The sequence below is a fragment of the Mesorhizobium sp. WSM4887 genome (assembly GCF_029625865.1).
Classification (GTDB): Bacteria; Pseudomonadota; Alphaproteobacteria; order Rhizobiales; family Rhizobiaceae; genus Mesorhizobium.
In genome coordinates, this window is record NZ_JARTVP010000010.1 from 61,107 (window position 1) to 75,921 (window position 14,815).

At 63.0% G+C, this 14,815-nt stretch carries 12 protein-coding genes; 9 read left to right on the top strand and 3 right to left on the bottom strand.

All coding sequences use genetic code 11. From position 1 onward, the window contains the following. Positions 1 to 29: 29 nt before the first annotated feature. The 6 genes from P9230_RS26260 to P9230_RS26285 all read left to right on the top strand — a co-directional run bounded on the left by P9230_RS26260 (position 30) and on the right by P9230_RS26285 (position 7,271). Positions 30 to 1,337 carry a replication-associated recombination protein A gene (locus P9230_RS26260; protein WP_278055900.1) on the top strand — a complete coding sequence of 436 codons (1,308 nt, stop codon included), beginning with the start codon at positions 30 to 32 and terminating at the stop codon, positions 1,335 to 1,337. A gap of 206 nt (positions 1,338 to 1,543) precedes the next feature. Further along, positions 1,544 to 2,374 (top strand): aspartyl/asparaginyl beta-hydroxylase domain-containing protein, encoded by an 831-nt coding sequence (locus P9230_RS26265; protein WP_067321452.1) that lies wholly within the window; start codon positions 1,544 to 1,546, stop codon positions 2,372 to 2,374. Positions 2,375 to 2,496: 122 nt separating this feature from the next. Beyond that, on the top strand, positions 2,497 to 3,483 hold the full coding sequence (locus tag P9230_RS26270; RefSeq protein ID WP_067321449.1) for an RluA family pseudouridine synthase: 987 nt from the start codon (positions 2,497 to 2,499) through the stop codon (positions 3,481 to 3,483). Positions 3,484 to 3,524: 41 nt separating this feature from the next. Continuing rightward, the gene (locus P9230_RS26275) at positions 3,525 to 4,400 is read left to right on the top strand and encodes a DMT family transporter (RefSeq protein ID WP_164763835.1); all 876 of its coding nucleotides are present in this window, start codon (positions 3,525 to 3,527) and stop codon (positions 4,398 to 4,400) included. Between the two features lie 10 nt (positions 4,401 to 4,410). Beyond that, on the top strand, positions 4,411 to 5,202 hold the full coding sequence (locus P9230_RS26280) for an ATP12 family chaperone protein (RefSeq protein WP_278121117.1): 792 nt from the start codon (positions 4,411 to 4,413) through the stop codon (positions 5,200 to 5,202). A 179-nt stretch (positions 5,203 to 5,381) separates the two neighbouring features. Then, complete coding sequence (locus P9230_RS26285; RefSeq protein ID WP_278121119.1) at positions 5,382 to 7,271, top strand: MFS transporter; 1,890 nt, start codon at positions 5,382 to 5,384, stop codon at positions 7,269 to 7,271. 76 nt (positions 7,272 to 7,347) lie between these two features. On the opposite strand, the gene P9230_RS26290 is transcribed toward P9230_RS26285, so the two are convergent. Continuing rightward, the gene (locus tag P9230_RS26290) at positions 7,348 to 7,542 is read right to left on the bottom strand and encodes a DUF2735 domain-containing protein (RefSeq protein WP_278121121.1); all 195 of its coding nucleotides are present in this window, start codon (positions 7,540 to 7,542) and stop codon (positions 7,348 to 7,350) included. A gap of 308 nt (positions 7,543 to 7,850) precedes the next feature. Between P9230_RS26290 and P9230_RS26295 the strand changes: the two genes are divergently transcribed. Then, positions 7,851 to 8,891 carry a glutamine synthetase beta-grasp domain-containing protein gene (locus P9230_RS26295; protein ID WP_278121123.1) on the top strand — a complete coding sequence of 347 codons (1,041 nt, stop codon included), beginning with the start codon at positions 7,851 to 7,853 and terminating at the stop codon, positions 8,889 to 8,891. 241 nt (positions 8,892 to 9,132) lie between these two features. Here P9230_RS26295 and glnA read toward each other — a convergent pair whose 3' ends face one another. After that, complete coding sequence (glnA, locus tag P9230_RS26300; RefSeq protein WP_066989632.1) at positions 9,133 to 10,542, bottom strand: type I glutamate--ammonia ligase; 1,410 nt, start codon at positions 10,540 to 10,542, stop codon at positions 9,133 to 9,135. A gap of 61 nt (positions 10,543 to 10,603) precedes the next feature. Further along, the gene (locus P9230_RS26305; RefSeq protein ID WP_006205430.1) at positions 10,604 to 10,942 is read right to left on the bottom strand and encodes a P-II family nitrogen regulator; all 339 of its coding nucleotides are present in this window, start codon (positions 10,940 to 10,942) and stop codon (positions 10,604 to 10,606) included. Positions 10,943 to 11,288: 346 nt separating this feature from the next. Here P9230_RS26305 and P9230_RS26310 point away from each other — a divergent pair, with 346 nt between their 5' ends. Next, positions 11,289 to 12,815 (top strand): NAD(P)H-hydrate dehydratase, encoded by a 1,527-nt coding sequence (locus P9230_RS26310; protein ID WP_278121125.1) that lies wholly within the window; start codon positions 11,289 to 11,291, stop codon positions 12,813 to 12,815. After that, positions 12,812 to 14,815, top strand: coding sequence for a hypothetical protein (locus tag P9230_RS26315; RefSeq protein WP_278121126.1), 2,004 nt, complete (start codon positions 12,812 to 12,814; stop codon positions 14,813 to 14,815). Before P9230_RS26310 ends, P9230_RS26315 begins: the two co-directional genes overlap by 4 nt.

A 14,815-nucleotide genomic window follows, 5' to 3' on the forward strand; every position in this document is an offset into this window, starting at 1 on the left:
GGGGCCGCGTTCCAACCAAATAAAAGCGCATGGCCGATCTGTTCAGCGTCGATGAACCGGAGAAGGCGCCGCCCGGCCGGCCGCTGGCTGACCGGTTGCGCCCGAAGACCCTTGGCGAGGTTGTCGGCCAGGAGCACTTGACCGGCCCGGATGGCGCGCTGACGCGGCTGATCAAGTCCGGCACGCTCGGCTCGATGATTTTCTGGGGCCCGCCCGGCACCGGCAAGACGACGGTGGCGCGGTTGCTCGCCGGCGAAACCCACCTTGCCTTCGAGCAGATATCGGCGGTGTTTTCCGGCGTCGCCGACCTGAAGAAAGTATTCGAGGCAGCAAAACTGCGCCGGACCAATGGCCGCCAGACGCTGCTCTTCGTCGACGAGATCCATCGCTTTAATCGTGCCCAGCAGGACGGTTTCTTGCCGGTCATGGAAGACGGCACGGTGGTGCTGGTCGGCGCCACGACGGAGAACCCGTCCTTCGAGCTGAACGCGGCGCTTCTGTCCCGCGCGCGGGTGCTCGTCTTCCGCTCGCTGGACGAGGAGAGCATCGCCAAGCTGCTGGAGCGGGCCGAGGCGACCGAGGGCAGGGCGCTGCCGCTCGACGACGAGGCGCGGGCCATGCTCATCCGCATGAGCGATGGCGACGGTCGTGCCTCGCTGACGCTCGCCGAGGAAGTCTGGCGCGCCGCCAAGCCGGGCGAGGTGTTTGGGCCCGAAGGCCTGCAGCGCGTCATCCAGCGTCGTGCGCCGATCTACGACAAGGGCCAGGACGGCCATTACAACCTGATCTCGGCGCTGCATAAATCGGTGCGCGGCTCGGATCCGGACGCTGCGCTGTATTACCTCGCCCGCATGTTCGATGCCGGTGAGGATCCGCTCTATCTCGGCCGCCGGCTGGTGCGCATGGCGGTGGAAGATATCGGGCTTGCCGATCCGCAGGCCCTGGTCGTCGCCAATGCCGCAAAGGACGCCTACGATTATCTCGGCTCGCCCGAGGGCGAACTCGCCTTCGCCGAGGCCACCGTCTATCTCGCCACCGCGCCCAAGTCGAATGCCGTCTACACCGCCTTCAAGGCGGCGACACAAGCGGCCAAGGAATTCGGCTCGCTGCTGCCGCCCAAGCACATCCTCAACGCGCCGACCAAGCTGATGAAGGAAGAGGATTACGGCGCCGGCTACCGCTACGACCACGACGAGCCGGATGCCTTTTCCGGCCAGGACTATTTCCCGGAAAAGATGGGCCGCCGCACTTTCTACGATCCGCCCGAGCGCGGCTTCGAGCGCGAGGTCAAGAAGCGGTTGGAATACTGGGCAAAGCTGCGCAAAGAGCGGGAATAGCCGCTTCCGCGACTCGGCGGGCTCGGGTGCTTCGCGGCGAAGCTTCGTCGGCATGACAGCAAAGTCGAGATGCTGGCGCGATCGTGAGCGGGCAAACCTGTTCCAGATTGTGCCGCGTCATGAAAAATCCTATGAAGGCGCACGGCTGGCGGGGGTCGCCGTGATTTGGCTCATGCGAACAGGATCGCGCTCCCAAGCGAAAGACTATGACAAAGCAAACCCGTAAGACTCTTCGTCAGGCTGCTATCGCAGTCCCGCTTCTCGCGCTTGGCTTTTATTTTATCCCGATCCTGACCACGATCTGGATCGTCTGCGGTCTGATCGACGTGATGCGCAATGCAAACAAGGATCTGTCGTTGTTCCGCGGCTATTTCCTGGGCAACGGCATCTTCACCTGGCTGCTGTCGCCATTCAACCTTTTGGTCGACCTGCTTTGCTATCGGAACCCGGGCGTATGGAAGCTGGAGCAGTTCCCTGCAGACTATCAGCGCGAGGTCAACGAGGTTCTCGACGTCTTCAAGGCTCGCAAGGACGAGATCATCGCCGATATCGACGCCAATTTCGGCACCGGTCGGCGCGGCATGTATGTCTATCAGTGGTATGGCAAGCACAAGATCGACAACGTCGCGGAATTCAACAAGGACTTCAAATACATCAAGACCATCGCCGTCTCAGTCTTCAGAGGCAAGGAATCGACTTCCTGGCATTTCGGGCCGCTGCGGCTCAGCCTGCGCATCCTCTACAACCTGTTGCCGGTCAAGGCTGAGATTTTCGTCGAGTGCAACGGCGCCAGGAACTACTGGCACGACAACCCGCTTTACATTTTCGACGACACGCTGCTGCACCGTTCAGTGAACGAATATGACGGACGCCGCTACTGCGTGTTCATGGATATCATCCGTCCATCGCCATTCCCCGGCCTGATCGCCAACCTTCTCGCCATCGTCTCGGTCAGCGTCGAGCGCGTCAATTCCATGTTCTACAAGAACTGGAAGATGATCGGCTCGTCCAAGGCCAAGAAGGCGGCCGCAAACTGAGGCGTCCGCGCCCGCGGCTGCGCAACGCTCTTTGGCGCGATCTTTGTCCGTTGTTGGGTCTTTGGCTCGCAACCTCTCTGCCTTAGTGCTATGGCGCCGCTTTCAACCGGAAAAGCGTAACCATGGCAGGTGTCGAACAAATCACGGTGGAGGCCGGCGAAGCGGGCATGCGGCTCGACCGCTGGTTCAAGGTCCATTATCCGGGCCTCGGCTTCGGTCACCTGCAAAAGCTCTTGCGCTCGGGCCAGGTCCGCGTTGATGGCGGCCGCGTGAAGGCCGACACGCGCGTCGAGCCCGGGCAGACCGTGCGCATTCCGCCGCTCGAAGTCGACAAGAAGGGCGACGCCCCGCTCACCGGCCATTCGATCCGCAACCAGGGCGATGCCGATGTGCTGGCCAAGATGCTGCTGCACGAGGACCCGAAGGTCTTCGTCTTCAACAAGCCTGCCGGGCTTGCCGTGCAGGGCGGCTCCGGCGTCACGCGCAATGTCGACGACATGCTCGAGGCCTGGCGCAACCAGAAGGGCGAGAAGCCGCGCCTCGTCCATCGCCTCGACCGCGACACTTCCGGCGTGCTGGTCGTTGCCCGCACCCGCCTTGCCGCGATGAAGCTGTCGGAAGCGTTCCGGGCGCGCGAGACGAAGAAAACCTATTGGGCCTTGGTCAAGGGCGTGCCGCCGAAGCGCGAGGACAAGATCTCGACCTGGCTTGTCAAGGAGGCGACGCCGGACGGCGACCGCGTGCGCATCGCCAAGCATGGCGAGAAGGGCGCCGACCATGCCGTTTCCTATTACCGCGTCGTCGAGCAGGCGGCGCAGTCGCTGTCCTGGCTGGAAATGGAACCTTATACCGGCCGCACCCACCAGCTTCGCGTCCATGCCGCCCATATCGGCTGCCCGATCATCGGCGATCCCAAATATTTCGAGGCCGACACGAATTGGGAGTTTCCCGGCGGCATCCAGAACCGCCTTCATCTTCACGCGCGCCGCATCGTTATCCCGCATCCAGACCAGGGCGTCATCGATGTTACCGCGCCGATGCCGCCGCATATGCGCCAAAGCTGGAACCTGCTCGGCTTCGATGAGCAGAGCGCGGAGGACGACAATTGAGCGGTGCTGCCGATACATTCGGCCGACGCGACGCGGTCGACATGAGCGCGGCCGCCATGATGGTCGGGCTGACATTGTCCTGGGGCCTGAACTACGTCGCCGCCAAGGTCTCCTATGCCGGCTACGATCCGGTCTTCGTATCGATCGCGCGCTCGATCATCGGCGGGCTGTGCGTTCTCGGCTGGTGCCGGTTGCGCGGCATCAAGCTGTTTGAAGCGGATGGGACGCTCAGCGCCGGTATTGTCGTCGGCGTGCTCTTCGGCGTCGAGTTCCTGTTTCTCTATATCGGGCTGGAATACACGACCGTCGCTCGCAACACGCTGTTGGTCAACACCATGCCGTTCTGGGTCTTGATCGGCGGCCATTTTTTGCTCGGCGAGCGCATCAACGCGCGCAAGCTTGGGGGCCTCGTGCTTGCTTTCTGCGGGCTTCTGGCCGTGTTCTCAGACGGCATCTTCGCCGGCAATGACGCGACGCTGACGGGCGATCTGCTCAGTCTTGGCTCGGGCATCCTGTGGGCGTTGACCAGCATCGTCATCAAGCGATCGAAGTTGGTCGAGACCAGCGCCGAGAAGCTTCTGCTCTATCAGCTGGCGGGCGCCGCCGTCGTCGGCGCCCTTGTGATGCCGTTCGCCGGCCCGCCGATCCGCGAAATCGCTGCATTGCCGACACTGGCATTGATGTTCCAGTCTTTCTATATCGTCGCTTTCACCTATGTTTTGTGGTTCTGGCTGCTCACGCGCTATCCGGCGGCAGGCCTGTCCAGCTTCGCCTTCCTGTCGCCGGTGTTCGGTGTTCTGTGCGGCGCCGTGCTTTTGGGCGAGCCGCTGACGATCAGGATCTTCCTGGCACTGGGCCTGATCGCGGCCGGGCTGATCATCGTCAATCGGCCGTCGCGCAAGCAGGTCCCAGCGTAAGGAGTTCGAGATGCGCGACATCCTCAACGACCTCGAAGCGGGAAAGCAGCTTTCAGATCCCGATCCGGTGCGCCGCGCCCAGATCCAGATGAAGACGCCGCTGCCGAAGCGCTTCTACAAGGCGGTTTCGGTCGTGCCGGTCGAAGGCGGTTTTGCCGTCCATCTGGACGGCAGGCCGGTCCGCACGCCGGGAAAGGCGCTGCTGGTGTTGCCGACTGAAGGAGCCGCGACGCTGGTTGCTGACGAATTTTCCGCCCAGGGCGAGATCATCGACCCTGTGACCATGCCGGTGATGCGCCTTGCCAACACGGCACTCGACGGTGTGGCCAGCGACCCGCAAGCGGTGCTGGAGGATGTCCTGCGCTTCGCTTCGTCGGACCTGCTTTGCTACCGAGCCGATGGCCCGCAGGGGCTGGTAGACCGTCAGAACAGGCTCTGGGATCCGGTTCTCGATTGGGCAAGAAGCAACCTCGGCGTGCGCTTCAACCTCGCCGAAGGTGTCATCCATGTCGAGCAGCCGCGCGAGACGATCGCCGTCCTTGGCGCTTATCTTGCCCAGCGCGCCGAGCCGCTGCGTCTGGCCGCGATCCACGTCATGACCTCGCTGACCGGCTCAGCGCTGCTGGCGCTTGCCGTCGACTTCGGCGAGCTCGACGGCGAGGAGGCCTGGGCCGCCGGCCATGTCGACGAAGACTGGCAGATCGAGCACTGGGGCCAGGATGCCGAAGCCGTCGCGCGCCGCTCCGCCCGCAAGCGCGACATGATGGCGGCAGTCAGCCTGCTTGAGGCGCTCAAAGCCTGAGCGCCGCTTCGCATTGCATCTAATACCAAAGTCATAATCCCATCGTCGCGGTGCCTTTCCGGGGCGCTTTCTGCCATTTTTTCCTTCGTTGGCCGCGTTTTTGAGTCCGCGTTCGGAGGAATTGCGGACGGTGGCGCGCAGCCATCGAGGACAGACGGGATCCACGGGAGGATATATCAATGGCAATGGCATCGACCGCCGGCGGAAAAAGCCGCGGCATGACGCGGGAGGAAAAGAAGGTCATCTTCGCCTCCTCGCTCGGTACCGTTTTCGAATGGTACGATTTCTATCTTTACGGTTCGCTGGCCGCCTTCATCGGCGCGACCTTCTTCAGCCCGACCATCCCCGAGGCGACGCGCAACATCTTCGCGCTGCTAGCTTTCGCCGCCGGCTTCCTCGTCCGTCCCTTCGGCGCGCTTGTGTTCGGCCGCATCGGCGACCTCGTCGGCCGCAAATACACCTTCCTCGTCACCATGACAATCATGGGCCTGTCGACCTTCCTGGTCGGCCTGCTGCCCGGCTATGCCAGCTGGGGCATCGCGGCGCCGGTGATACTGATCGGGCTGCGCATGCTGCAGGGGCTGGCGCTTGGCGGCGAATATGGCGGTGCCGCAACCTATGTCGCAGAGCACGCGCCGGACGATCGCCGCGGCTTCTACACCTCCTGGATCCAGACGACGGCAACGCTCGGCCTATTCCTGTCGCTGATCGTCATCCTCATCGTCCAGGGTTCGCTCAGCAAGGAAACCTACGCTGCCTGGGGCTGGCGCATTCCCTTCATCGTCTCCTTCCTGCTGCTTGCCATTTCGATCTGGATCCGGCTGTCGCTTTCGGAGTCGCCGACCTTCCAGCGCATGAAGGAGGAGGGCAAGGGCTCCAAGGCGCCGCTGTCAGAAGCCTTCGGCCAGTGGAAGAATGCCAAGATCGCGCTTCTGGCGCTGCTCGGCCTCACCGCAGGCCAGGCCGTGATCTGGTACAACGGCCAGTTCTACGCGCTGTTCTTCCTGCAGAACGTGCTGAAGGTCGACGCGTGGTCGGTCAACGTCATGATCGCGATCGCGCTTGCCGTCGGCTCGATCTTCTTCGTCGTGTTCGGCTGGCTGTCCGACAAGATCGGCCGCAAGCCGATCATCATGGCCGGCCTTGCTTTGGGAATCGTCTGCACCTTCCCGCTGTTCAAGGCGCTGACCTGGGCCGCCAATCCGGCGCTGGCTACCGCACAGCAGAACACGCGCGCAACGGTGACCGCGGCACCCGGCGACTGCAGGTTCCAGTTCAATCCGGTCGGCACGGCGAAGTTCACGACGTCCTGCGATATCGCGACCTCGTTCCTGACCAAGAACTCGGTGCCTTACGACGTCGTTTCGACGGCGGCACCCGGCACGGCCGCGACGGTCAAGATCGGCAACGAGACGGTGCAGTCCTATGACGCCGTCGCCGCCGGCGATCAGGCCAAGGCCAAGGAGGCCGCCTTCCAAAAGGCTGTCAACATGTCACTGCAGGATGGCGGCTATCCGCTGAAGCGGGCCGCGGCTAAGGTGCCGGACCAGAAGCTCGACGCCTTCGTCGCAGCCAATCCGGAACTGAAGCTCGATGCGGCGGCGATCCGCGGCGGCGAGAAGACGACCATTCCGACCGACAAGGCGGTCGCCGACAAGCTGCTGACCAAGGAGGAAGCGGCCGGCGCCCCTGAGGTCACCGTCTACAACATCCCGGGCGGTGGTGCCTTTGCCATGGTCGCCGATCCGGAGGCGGTGAATTGGCCGGTGACGATCGGCATCCTGTTCATCCTGGTCGTGTTCGTGACCATGGTGTACGGGCCGATCGCCGCGATCCTGGTCGAGATGTTCCCGACCCGCATCCGCTATACCGGCATGTCGCTGCCTTACCATATCGGCAATGGCTGGTTCGGCGGCCTGCTGCCGGCAACGGTGTTCGCACTCAGCGCCTACAAGGGCGACATCTATTACGGCCTCTGGTACCCGGTGGTGATCGCCGCGATGTCGCTGATCATCGGCATGATCTTCGTCAGGGATACGCTGGGCACCGATCTGGACGCCAAGCAGTAGCCGATCCTCGGCAAATGAAGAGCCCGGCGCGAGCGATCGCGCCGGGCTTTTCTCGTCTCGGCCTTGAAAGAATTGGTCAGGTCTTGCGCTGCTTGTGTTCTTCCTCGATTGCCGCCTGATGGTACCAGCCGTCGAAATCTGCGTGCATATTGCGCAACGAGGCAAGCTCTGCCGCGAATTTCGCCTTTGCGCCTAAATTTGAGGCAGACGCCCGGCCTGCAAGCGGGAACATCAGGATCTTTGCCGACGGACGGGACGTGGTGACTTCCATTGGCGGCCTCCTACCTCTTCAGGAGCAAGTCGATTCAAATCTGTTCCCAAGATAGGTTCTGCGATTCATTTAGGCAATATGCTCACAAAAAGATCAGTCGTTGCACAATATTTATGCAGAAAGCGCGCCTGAACGATCGCCGCGCATTGCTGCGCAGGCTCAGCAAAATCAACGCTTTGCGATGACCATTTTGCCGCACCCTGGACGAGGAGAGTGGCATACGAATTGCATTTTAGCGCACGGCAGGCCGGCTCGGTCCGGCCATGCGTTGATGCCGCCCCGGCGTCCAAGCAACGAGAGGCACTGGAATGACCAAATACAAACTCGAGTATATTTGGCTCGACGGCTACACCCCGACCCCCAATCTGCGCGGCAAGACCCAGATCAAGGAGTTTGCCGAGTTCCCGACGCTCGAGCAGCTGCCACTGTGGGGCTTCGACGGCTCTTCCACGAACCAGGCCGAAGGCCGCAGCTCCGACTGCGTGCTGAAGCCGGTCGCGCTCTATCCGGATCCGGCGCGCACCAACGGCGTTCTCGTCATGTGCGAAGTCATGATGCCCGATGGCGTCACCCCGCATGCTTCGAACAGCCGCGCGACCATCCTGGACGACGAGGACGCCTGGTTCGGCTTCGAGCAGGAATATTTCTTGTACAAGGATGGCCGCCCGCTCGGCTTCCCCGAGAGCGGCTATCCGGCGCCGCAGGGACCTTATTACACCGGCGTCGGCTACAAGAATGTCGGCGATGTCGCGCGCCAGATCGTCGAGGAGCATCTCGACCTCTGTCTCGCAGCCGGCATCAATCATGAAGGCATCAACGCCGAAGTGGCCAAGGGCCAGTGGGAGTTCCAGATCTTCGGCAAGGGCTCCAAGAAGGCCGCCGACCAGATCTGGATGGCGCGCTACCTGCTGCTGCGCCTTACCGAAAAGTACGGCATCGACATCGAGTTCCACTGCAAGCCGCTCGGCGATACCGACTGGAACGGCTCGGGCATGCACTGCAACTTCTCGACCAAGTACATGCGCGAAGTCGGCGGCAAGGCCTATTTCGAGGCGCTGATGGCCCAGTTCGAAAAGAACCTGATGGATCACATCGCCGTCTATGGTCCGGACAACGACAAGCGCCTGACCGGCAAGCATGAGACCGCGCCTTGGAACAAGTTCTCCTATGGCGTTGCCGACCGCGGTGCCTCGATCCGCGTGCCGCACTCCTTCATCAAGAACGACTACAAGGGCTATCTGGAAGACCGCCGCCCGAACTCCCAGGGCGACCCCTACCAGATCGCCTCGCAGGTCTTGAAGACGATCTCGGAGGTCGCGACCGACGCGAAGGTCTCGGCTGCGGCGTGATGCCTTAACTGCGTCGGCGGCATTCCCCGCCAGACCATCGAAGATTAAAAAGCCCTGGCGAAAATGCCGGGGCTTTTTTTAGGCCTGGCTTGCTTGGCGGCGATGAGATCCGCGCTCTCGCGACAGTGCAGGCCTGCTGTTCTGACGAGGCGCGTCCTGCAGCCTTTCCGCCCTCTGGCGAGCTGTTCACGAAAAAACCCCGGCTTTCGCCGGGGTTGTTTTCTGTCGGGAATGCAGTCGCTTACACCGAATAGTACATGTCGTACTCGACCGGGTGCGGGGTCATTTCGAAGCGCATCACCTCCGCCATCTTGAGCTCGATATAAGAGTCGATCTGGTCGTCGTCGAAGACGCCGCCTGCCTTCAGGAAGCCGCGGTCCTTGTCGAGGTTCTGCAACGCTTCGCGCAGGGAGCCGCAGACCGTCGGGATCTTCTTCAATTCCTTCGGCGGCAGGTCGTAGAGATCCTTGTCCATCGGCTGTCCGGGATGGATCTTGTTCTTGATGCCGTCGAGACCCGCCATCAGCATGGCGGCAAAGCCGAGATAGGGGTTCGCGCCCGGATCGGGGAAGCGGACCTCGACGCGCTTCGACTTCGGCGAGGAGCCGAACGGAATGCGGCAGGAGGCGGAACGGTTGCGCGCCGAATAGGCGAGCAGCACCGGCGCTTCGTAACCCGGCACCAGACGCTTATAGGAGTTGGTGAGCGGGTTGGTGAAGGCGTTGATCGCCTTGGCGTGCCTGATGATGCCGCCGATGTAGAAGAGGCAGGTTTCCGACAAGCCGGCGTATTCGTTGCCGGCGAAGGTCGGCTTGCCGCCCTTCCAGATCGACTGGTGCACGTGCATGCCCGAGCCGTTGTCGCCGAACACCGGCTTCGGCATGAAAGTGGCCGTCTTGCCATAGGCATTGGCGACCTGGTGCACGACATACTTATAGATCAGCATCTTGTCGGCGTTGCGCACCAGCGTGTCGAACTTGATGCCGAGTTCGTGCTGGGCGGCCGCGACTTCGTGGTGATGCTTTTCGACGCGCACGCCCATTTCAGCGAGCACCGTCAGCATCTCGGAACGCATGTCCTGGCAGGAGTCGATCGGCGGCACAGGGAAGTAGCCGCCCTTGATGCGCGGCCGATGGCCGAGATTGCCGGTCTCATAGTCGGTGTCGTCGTTGGACGGCAGCTCGGTCGAGTCCAGGCGGAACCCGGTGTTATAGGGATCGGCCTTGTACTTGACGTCATCGAACACGAAGAACTCAGCTTCCGGGCCGACATAGATGGTGTCGCCGATGCCTTCCGACTTCATGTAGGCTTCGGCTTTCTTGGCGGTGCCGCGCGGGTCGCGATTGTAGGCCTCGCCCGAGATCGGATCGAGGATGTCGCACAGGATGACCATGGTCGACTGGGCGAAGAACGGATCCATGTGGACCGTATCCGTGTCCGGCATCAGCACCATGTCGGACTCGTTGATCGCCTTCCAGCCCGCGATCGAGGAGCCGTCGAACATGACGCCGTCGGCGAACATGTCTTCCTCGACCTCGACGACGTCCATCGTCACATGCTGCAGCTTGCCCCTCGGATCGGTGAAGCGCAGGTCGACGAATTTTACATCGTTGTCCTTGATCTGCTTCATGATGTCTTTGGCTGTCGTCATGTCATGTATCCCTGTGTGCTGACGTTTTTTTGATGATGACGGTTCAGGAAGACGGGTGGAGTCAGACCGCGTCCATGCCGGTCTCGCCGGTGCGGATGCGAACGACTTCCTCGATATTGGAGACGAAGATCTTGCCGTCGCCGATGCGGCCGGTCTGCGCCGCCTTGCGTATGGCTTCGATGGCGCCTTCGACGGCGTCGTCGCCGAGCACGACCTCGATCTTCACCTTGGGCAGGAAGTCGACGACATATTCGGCGCCCCGATAAAGCTCGGTATGGCCCTTCTGCCGACCGAAACCCTTGGCCTCGGTGACGGTGATGCCTTGCAGCCCGGCCTCCTGAAGCGCTTCCTTCACTTCGTCCAGCTTGAATGGCTTGATGATCGCTTCGATCTTTTTCATGTAGAAAGTGGCCTCCACTGCCAAAGAGACGGGTTGCGCGCCCCGCTTGCGCCTTCATCAAGCACGAAGCGTGCCAATTACCAGAGGTTGAGGGCGGTATCGGGCGATTTCCATGCCTTGCCGCACCCGAATGCAAATCCGCGTCATCCGCTGCATCGGATGCGTCATCGACGCCCAAAGCCTATACATCGCTCCTCCATCCGTCTGCGCAAAACTTGAGCAGATAGCGCAATTTGCAGGCAGATTCCCCTCCGGGCGCCCACCGCTCTGGGATGCATACGCCCGCCGCTGATTGCTTCGAGCCGCAAATCGGACAATGCTTGATCGGATGGAGATCGGCAATCCCATGCGCAATGAACTTCTTTCCCCGTCCGAAATGGCCGAAGCCGACCGGCTGGCGATCGCACAAGGTCCGCTCGACGGCTACGGATTGATGCGCCGGGCCGGCGAGGCCGTGGCGGCCGTGCTCATGGCGCGCTATCCGGCGGCGGCACGGGTGCACGTGCTTTGCGGACCCGGCAACAATGGCGGCGACGGCTATGTCGTGGCGAGCCTGCTCCGGAAGAGCGGTGTCGACGTTGCGTTGTGGAGATCGGGCGAACCGCGCGCGGGCAGCGATGCCGCGCTGGCTGCAGCCGATTGCCCGTTGGAGCCACGACCGCTATCTGCCTTCGCGGCCGAGGCGGGATCGCTGGTGGTCGACGCGCTGTACGGAGCGGGGCTCTCGAAGGCACTGTCGGGCGATGCCGGCCGGGCCGTCCAGGTCGTTACGGATCTCGGCTTGCCGGTCGTCGCCGTGGACCTGCCCTCGGGCGTTTCCGGCGAAAGCGGCGCCATCCTCGGCAGCGCATTTCGGGCGGCGGTTACCGTGACGTTCGCGCGGAAGAAGCCGGGGCATCTGCTGCTGCCGGGGCGGGAAATGTGTGGCGAGATCGTGCTCGCCGACATCGGCATCGGTGACGACATCATCGCTCCAGTCGCGCCGCGCAGTTTCGAGAATGCGCCGGCGCCCTGGCTGCCTGTCTTTCCGGTTCCGGCCGTCGATGCGCACAAATACAAGCGCGGTCATGTCAGTGTCTTTTCGGGCGGTCCTGCGGCCACCGGTGCCGCGCGCCTGTCGGCGCTCGCAGCCGCAAGAAGCGGGGCAGGGGCGGTGACGGTGCTGTCGCCGGCGAATGCCATGCAGGTCAATGCCGCGCATCTGACATCGATCATGCTGCGCGAGGTCGACGGGGTTGCCGATCTCGGTGCGTTCCTTGCCGACCGCCGCCCCTCGTCCTTTGTGCTCGGCCCGGGGTTTGGCGTCGGCGAAAAGGCGCGCGATTTTGTCCTGGCGCTGCTCGGCGCCGGGCACGCGCAGGAGACCGGCGTTGAAGGGCTGGTGCTCGACGCCGACGGCATCACCTCGTTTCGCGACGTGGCTGAGACGCTTTTCCAGGCTGCCCGAAAGTCCGGCGCCCCGGCGCTGGTGATGACGCCGCATGAAGGCGAGTTCGGCAGGCTGTTTCCTGAGATCGCGGGCGACAAGGCTCTTTCCAAACTCGGCAAGGCCCGCGCGGCGGCGGCGCGAGCCAACGCCGTCATCGTCTACAAAGGCGCCGACACGGTGATCGCAGCACCAGACGGCCGCGCCGCGATCAACGGCAATGGCGCGCCGTGGCTTGCCACCGCGGGTTCGGGCGACGTGCTGGCGGGCATCATCGCCGGGCTCCTGGCACAAGGCATGCTGGCGTTCGAAGCGGCCTGCGCGGCTGTCTGGATACACGCCGAAGCCGGCAGCCGGTTCGGACCCGGCCTGATCGCCGAGGATTTGCCTTTGGCGATGGTGCCTGTGCTGCACGCGTTGGTCGAGAATGGGATGGCTGCCCGATGATGAGGCTGGCGATCCTTGTCGCGGTCGCTGCCATCGCTGTTCTTGGCGTGCGGGCGGCTGATGCTGCCGGTCGTCCGGTCACGGTCGTGGACGATCCGCAGGTGCTCGCCAAGCTCGACGCCGATGGCTTCGGATTCGCCGGTATTTTTGGCATCAGCGGCAAGGACGATCTGAAAACGCTCTATGACGCGGCGCCGGCCTACCACGCCATCGTCGACACCGTAGCGGCCGATGTCGCAGCACTGCGCGCCGACCTGAAAGCAGGCGGCCGGCCGCTCTATGAGGTGACCGACGGCAATGTCGGCCGCATCATCGACATGCGCTGGCTGAAGACCGACGCGGCGCGTTTCCGGCTGGCCGGCGTCGTCAACCGGCTCGACCGGCGTGACTTCGCAAAGCTCGGTGGGGAAGCGGGCTGCGGCGAGGTGCGCTTCATCTACCGCCTTGCCTATAGTTTCAGGAAGAACGGCAAGGTGTTGGCCTCGAGGCTGCCGTTCAATTTCAGTGCCATCTACCGCGCAGCTCCCGACGCCGACGGCGGCTGTACCGGCGTCGCCGGGCGCTGGACGCCGCAGATCGACGAAGCGGCGGATGCCGGGTGGCTGTCCGGCGGACCGCTGGATAAAGCGAGCCTCTCCTTCAAGCAGCTCGAACTCAACGCTCAGGTGGTGCGCTTTCCTTCCGGCCAGGAGACCGAATTTGGCGGTCAGGCCGCCTATCTCATGCGCATCTTCGGTATCGACGGCACCACAATCAGCCAGAAACCGCTCGAAAATACGCCGGACACCATCCGCCTTGCGCAAGACGCGCGGTTGAAGGCGAGGCTTACGGACTATGTCCGCGCCAATGCCGGTGCAATCGATCTCGGCGTTTACGAAATCCCGGATGAATTCCTAGCGAAGAAGGTCATCTCCTGGTCGACCTTCGGCAGTGCCAGGCAGGCCAATCATCCATTCACGCCACTGTTCGAACCGGAGGCGCTTGCCGGGGTCGACTATTCGAAACTGACATTGGCGCGCACGGCTGAAGCCCTGATCGAGCGGCTCGACAACGGCGCCTGCCATGGCTGCCATCAGGCGGGCTCGACCGCAGGATTCCATTTCATCGGCCTCGACGATAGCACGACTTCGCCGCTCAACCGCATCGAAGTCGGCATCTCGCCGCATCTCCATGCCGAGATTCCGCGCCGCGAGGCGTGGCTGCAGGAGACTGTGGAAGGCAGAGAAGCGAACGGGTTTCGCCCGTTATCCTTCGCACCACCCGCCGCGTGGAAAGACACCGGCGAGATCGCCAATACGCCGGCCGAGACGACCATGCCGTGCCTGGTGCCGGAAGACGCCGCCCGCTTCGGCAGCAGCTGGCAATGCGGAGCCGGCACGGTCTGCACACCGATCGCGACCGCTACAGGGGTTAGGACGAAACTGGCGCAATGCCTGCTGCCGAAGGAGAGCCGGAACATCTTTTCCGGCCATCCCTGCTTGACCGGAACGATTGCCAGCGACACCGCGCAGCCCTTCAACGACCGTTACAACGTCACCGGCCAGTTCGCGGCGTTCGCGCCCGCCATTTCACGCACCGCCTATACCTGCCGGCCGCCCAAGATCGGTGTGCCAGGCGGCTTCGCCTATCGCGGCTGCGACGCGAAGGATCTGGCCTTCTCCGCTTTCAAGGCTGGCAAGCCGATGCCGAGCGAAATCTGCGGCTTGGTCGGCGGCAAGAAGTTCGATATTTGCGTGGCGACCAACAATTTCGACCAATGCCTCGGCGGCGCCGTTAATCGCGGTAACCGTCCGGCCTGCTCGGCCGATCGTTTCTGCCGCGAGGATTATATGTGCCAGTCGCTGCCGTCCGACACGCCGGGTGCTGGCAGGGTCAAGGGCATCGGCTTCTGCTCGCCGACCTATTTCCTGTTCCAGATGCGCATCGACAATCATGCGACGCCGTGGACGAACACCGCCCGCGCGAGCATGAGCGCGGGCTTTGGCGCCACCGAGGAGTAA

Excerpts from the sequence above, each read along its gene's own strand:
- P9230_RS26260 (WP_278055900.1), top strand. The coding sequence starts at position 30 with ATGGCCGATCTGTTCAGCGTCGATGAACCGGAGAAGGCGCCGCCCGGC.
- P9230_RS26265 (WP_067321452.1), top strand. The coding sequence starts at position 1,544 with ATGACAAAGCAAACCCGTAAGACTCTTCGTCAGGCTGCTATCGCAGTC.
- P9230_RS26270 (WP_067321449.1), top strand. The coding sequence starts at position 2,497 with ATGGCAGGTGTCGAACAAATCACGGTGGAGGCCGGCGAAGCGGGCATG.
- P9230_RS26275 (WP_164763835.1), top strand. The coding sequence starts at position 3,525 with ATGAGCGCGGCCGCCATGATGGTCGGGCTGACATTGTCCTGGGGCCTG.
- P9230_RS26280 (WP_278121117.1), top strand. The coding sequence starts at position 4,411 with ATGCGCGACATCCTCAACGACCTCGAAGCGGGAAAGCAGCTTTCAGAT.
- P9230_RS26285 (WP_278121119.1), top strand. The coding sequence starts at position 5,382 with ATGGCAATGGCATCGACCGCCGGCGGAAAAAGCCGCGGCATGACGCGG.
- P9230_RS26290 (WP_278121121.1), bottom strand. The coding sequence starts at position 7,542 with ATGGAAGTCACCACGTCCCGTCCGTCGGCAAAGATCCTGATGTTCCCG.
- P9230_RS26295 (WP_278121123.1), top strand. The coding sequence starts at position 7,851 with ATGACCAAATACAAACTCGAGTATATTTGGCTCGACGGCTACACCCCG.
- glnA (WP_066989632.1), bottom strand. The coding sequence starts at position 10,542 with ATGACGACAGCCAAAGACATCATGAAGCAGATCAAGGACAACGATGTA.
- P9230_RS26305 (WP_006205430.1), bottom strand. The coding sequence starts at position 10,942 with ATGAAAAAGATCGAAGCGATCATCAAGCCATTCAAGCTGGACGAAGTG.
- P9230_RS26310 (WP_278121125.1), top strand. The coding sequence starts at position 11,289 with ATGCGCAATGAACTTCTTTCCCCGTCCGAAATGGCCGAAGCCGACCGG.
- P9230_RS26315 (WP_278121126.1), top strand. The coding sequence starts at position 12,812 with ATGATGAGGCTGGCGATCCTTGTCGCGGTCGCTGCCATCGCTGTTCTT.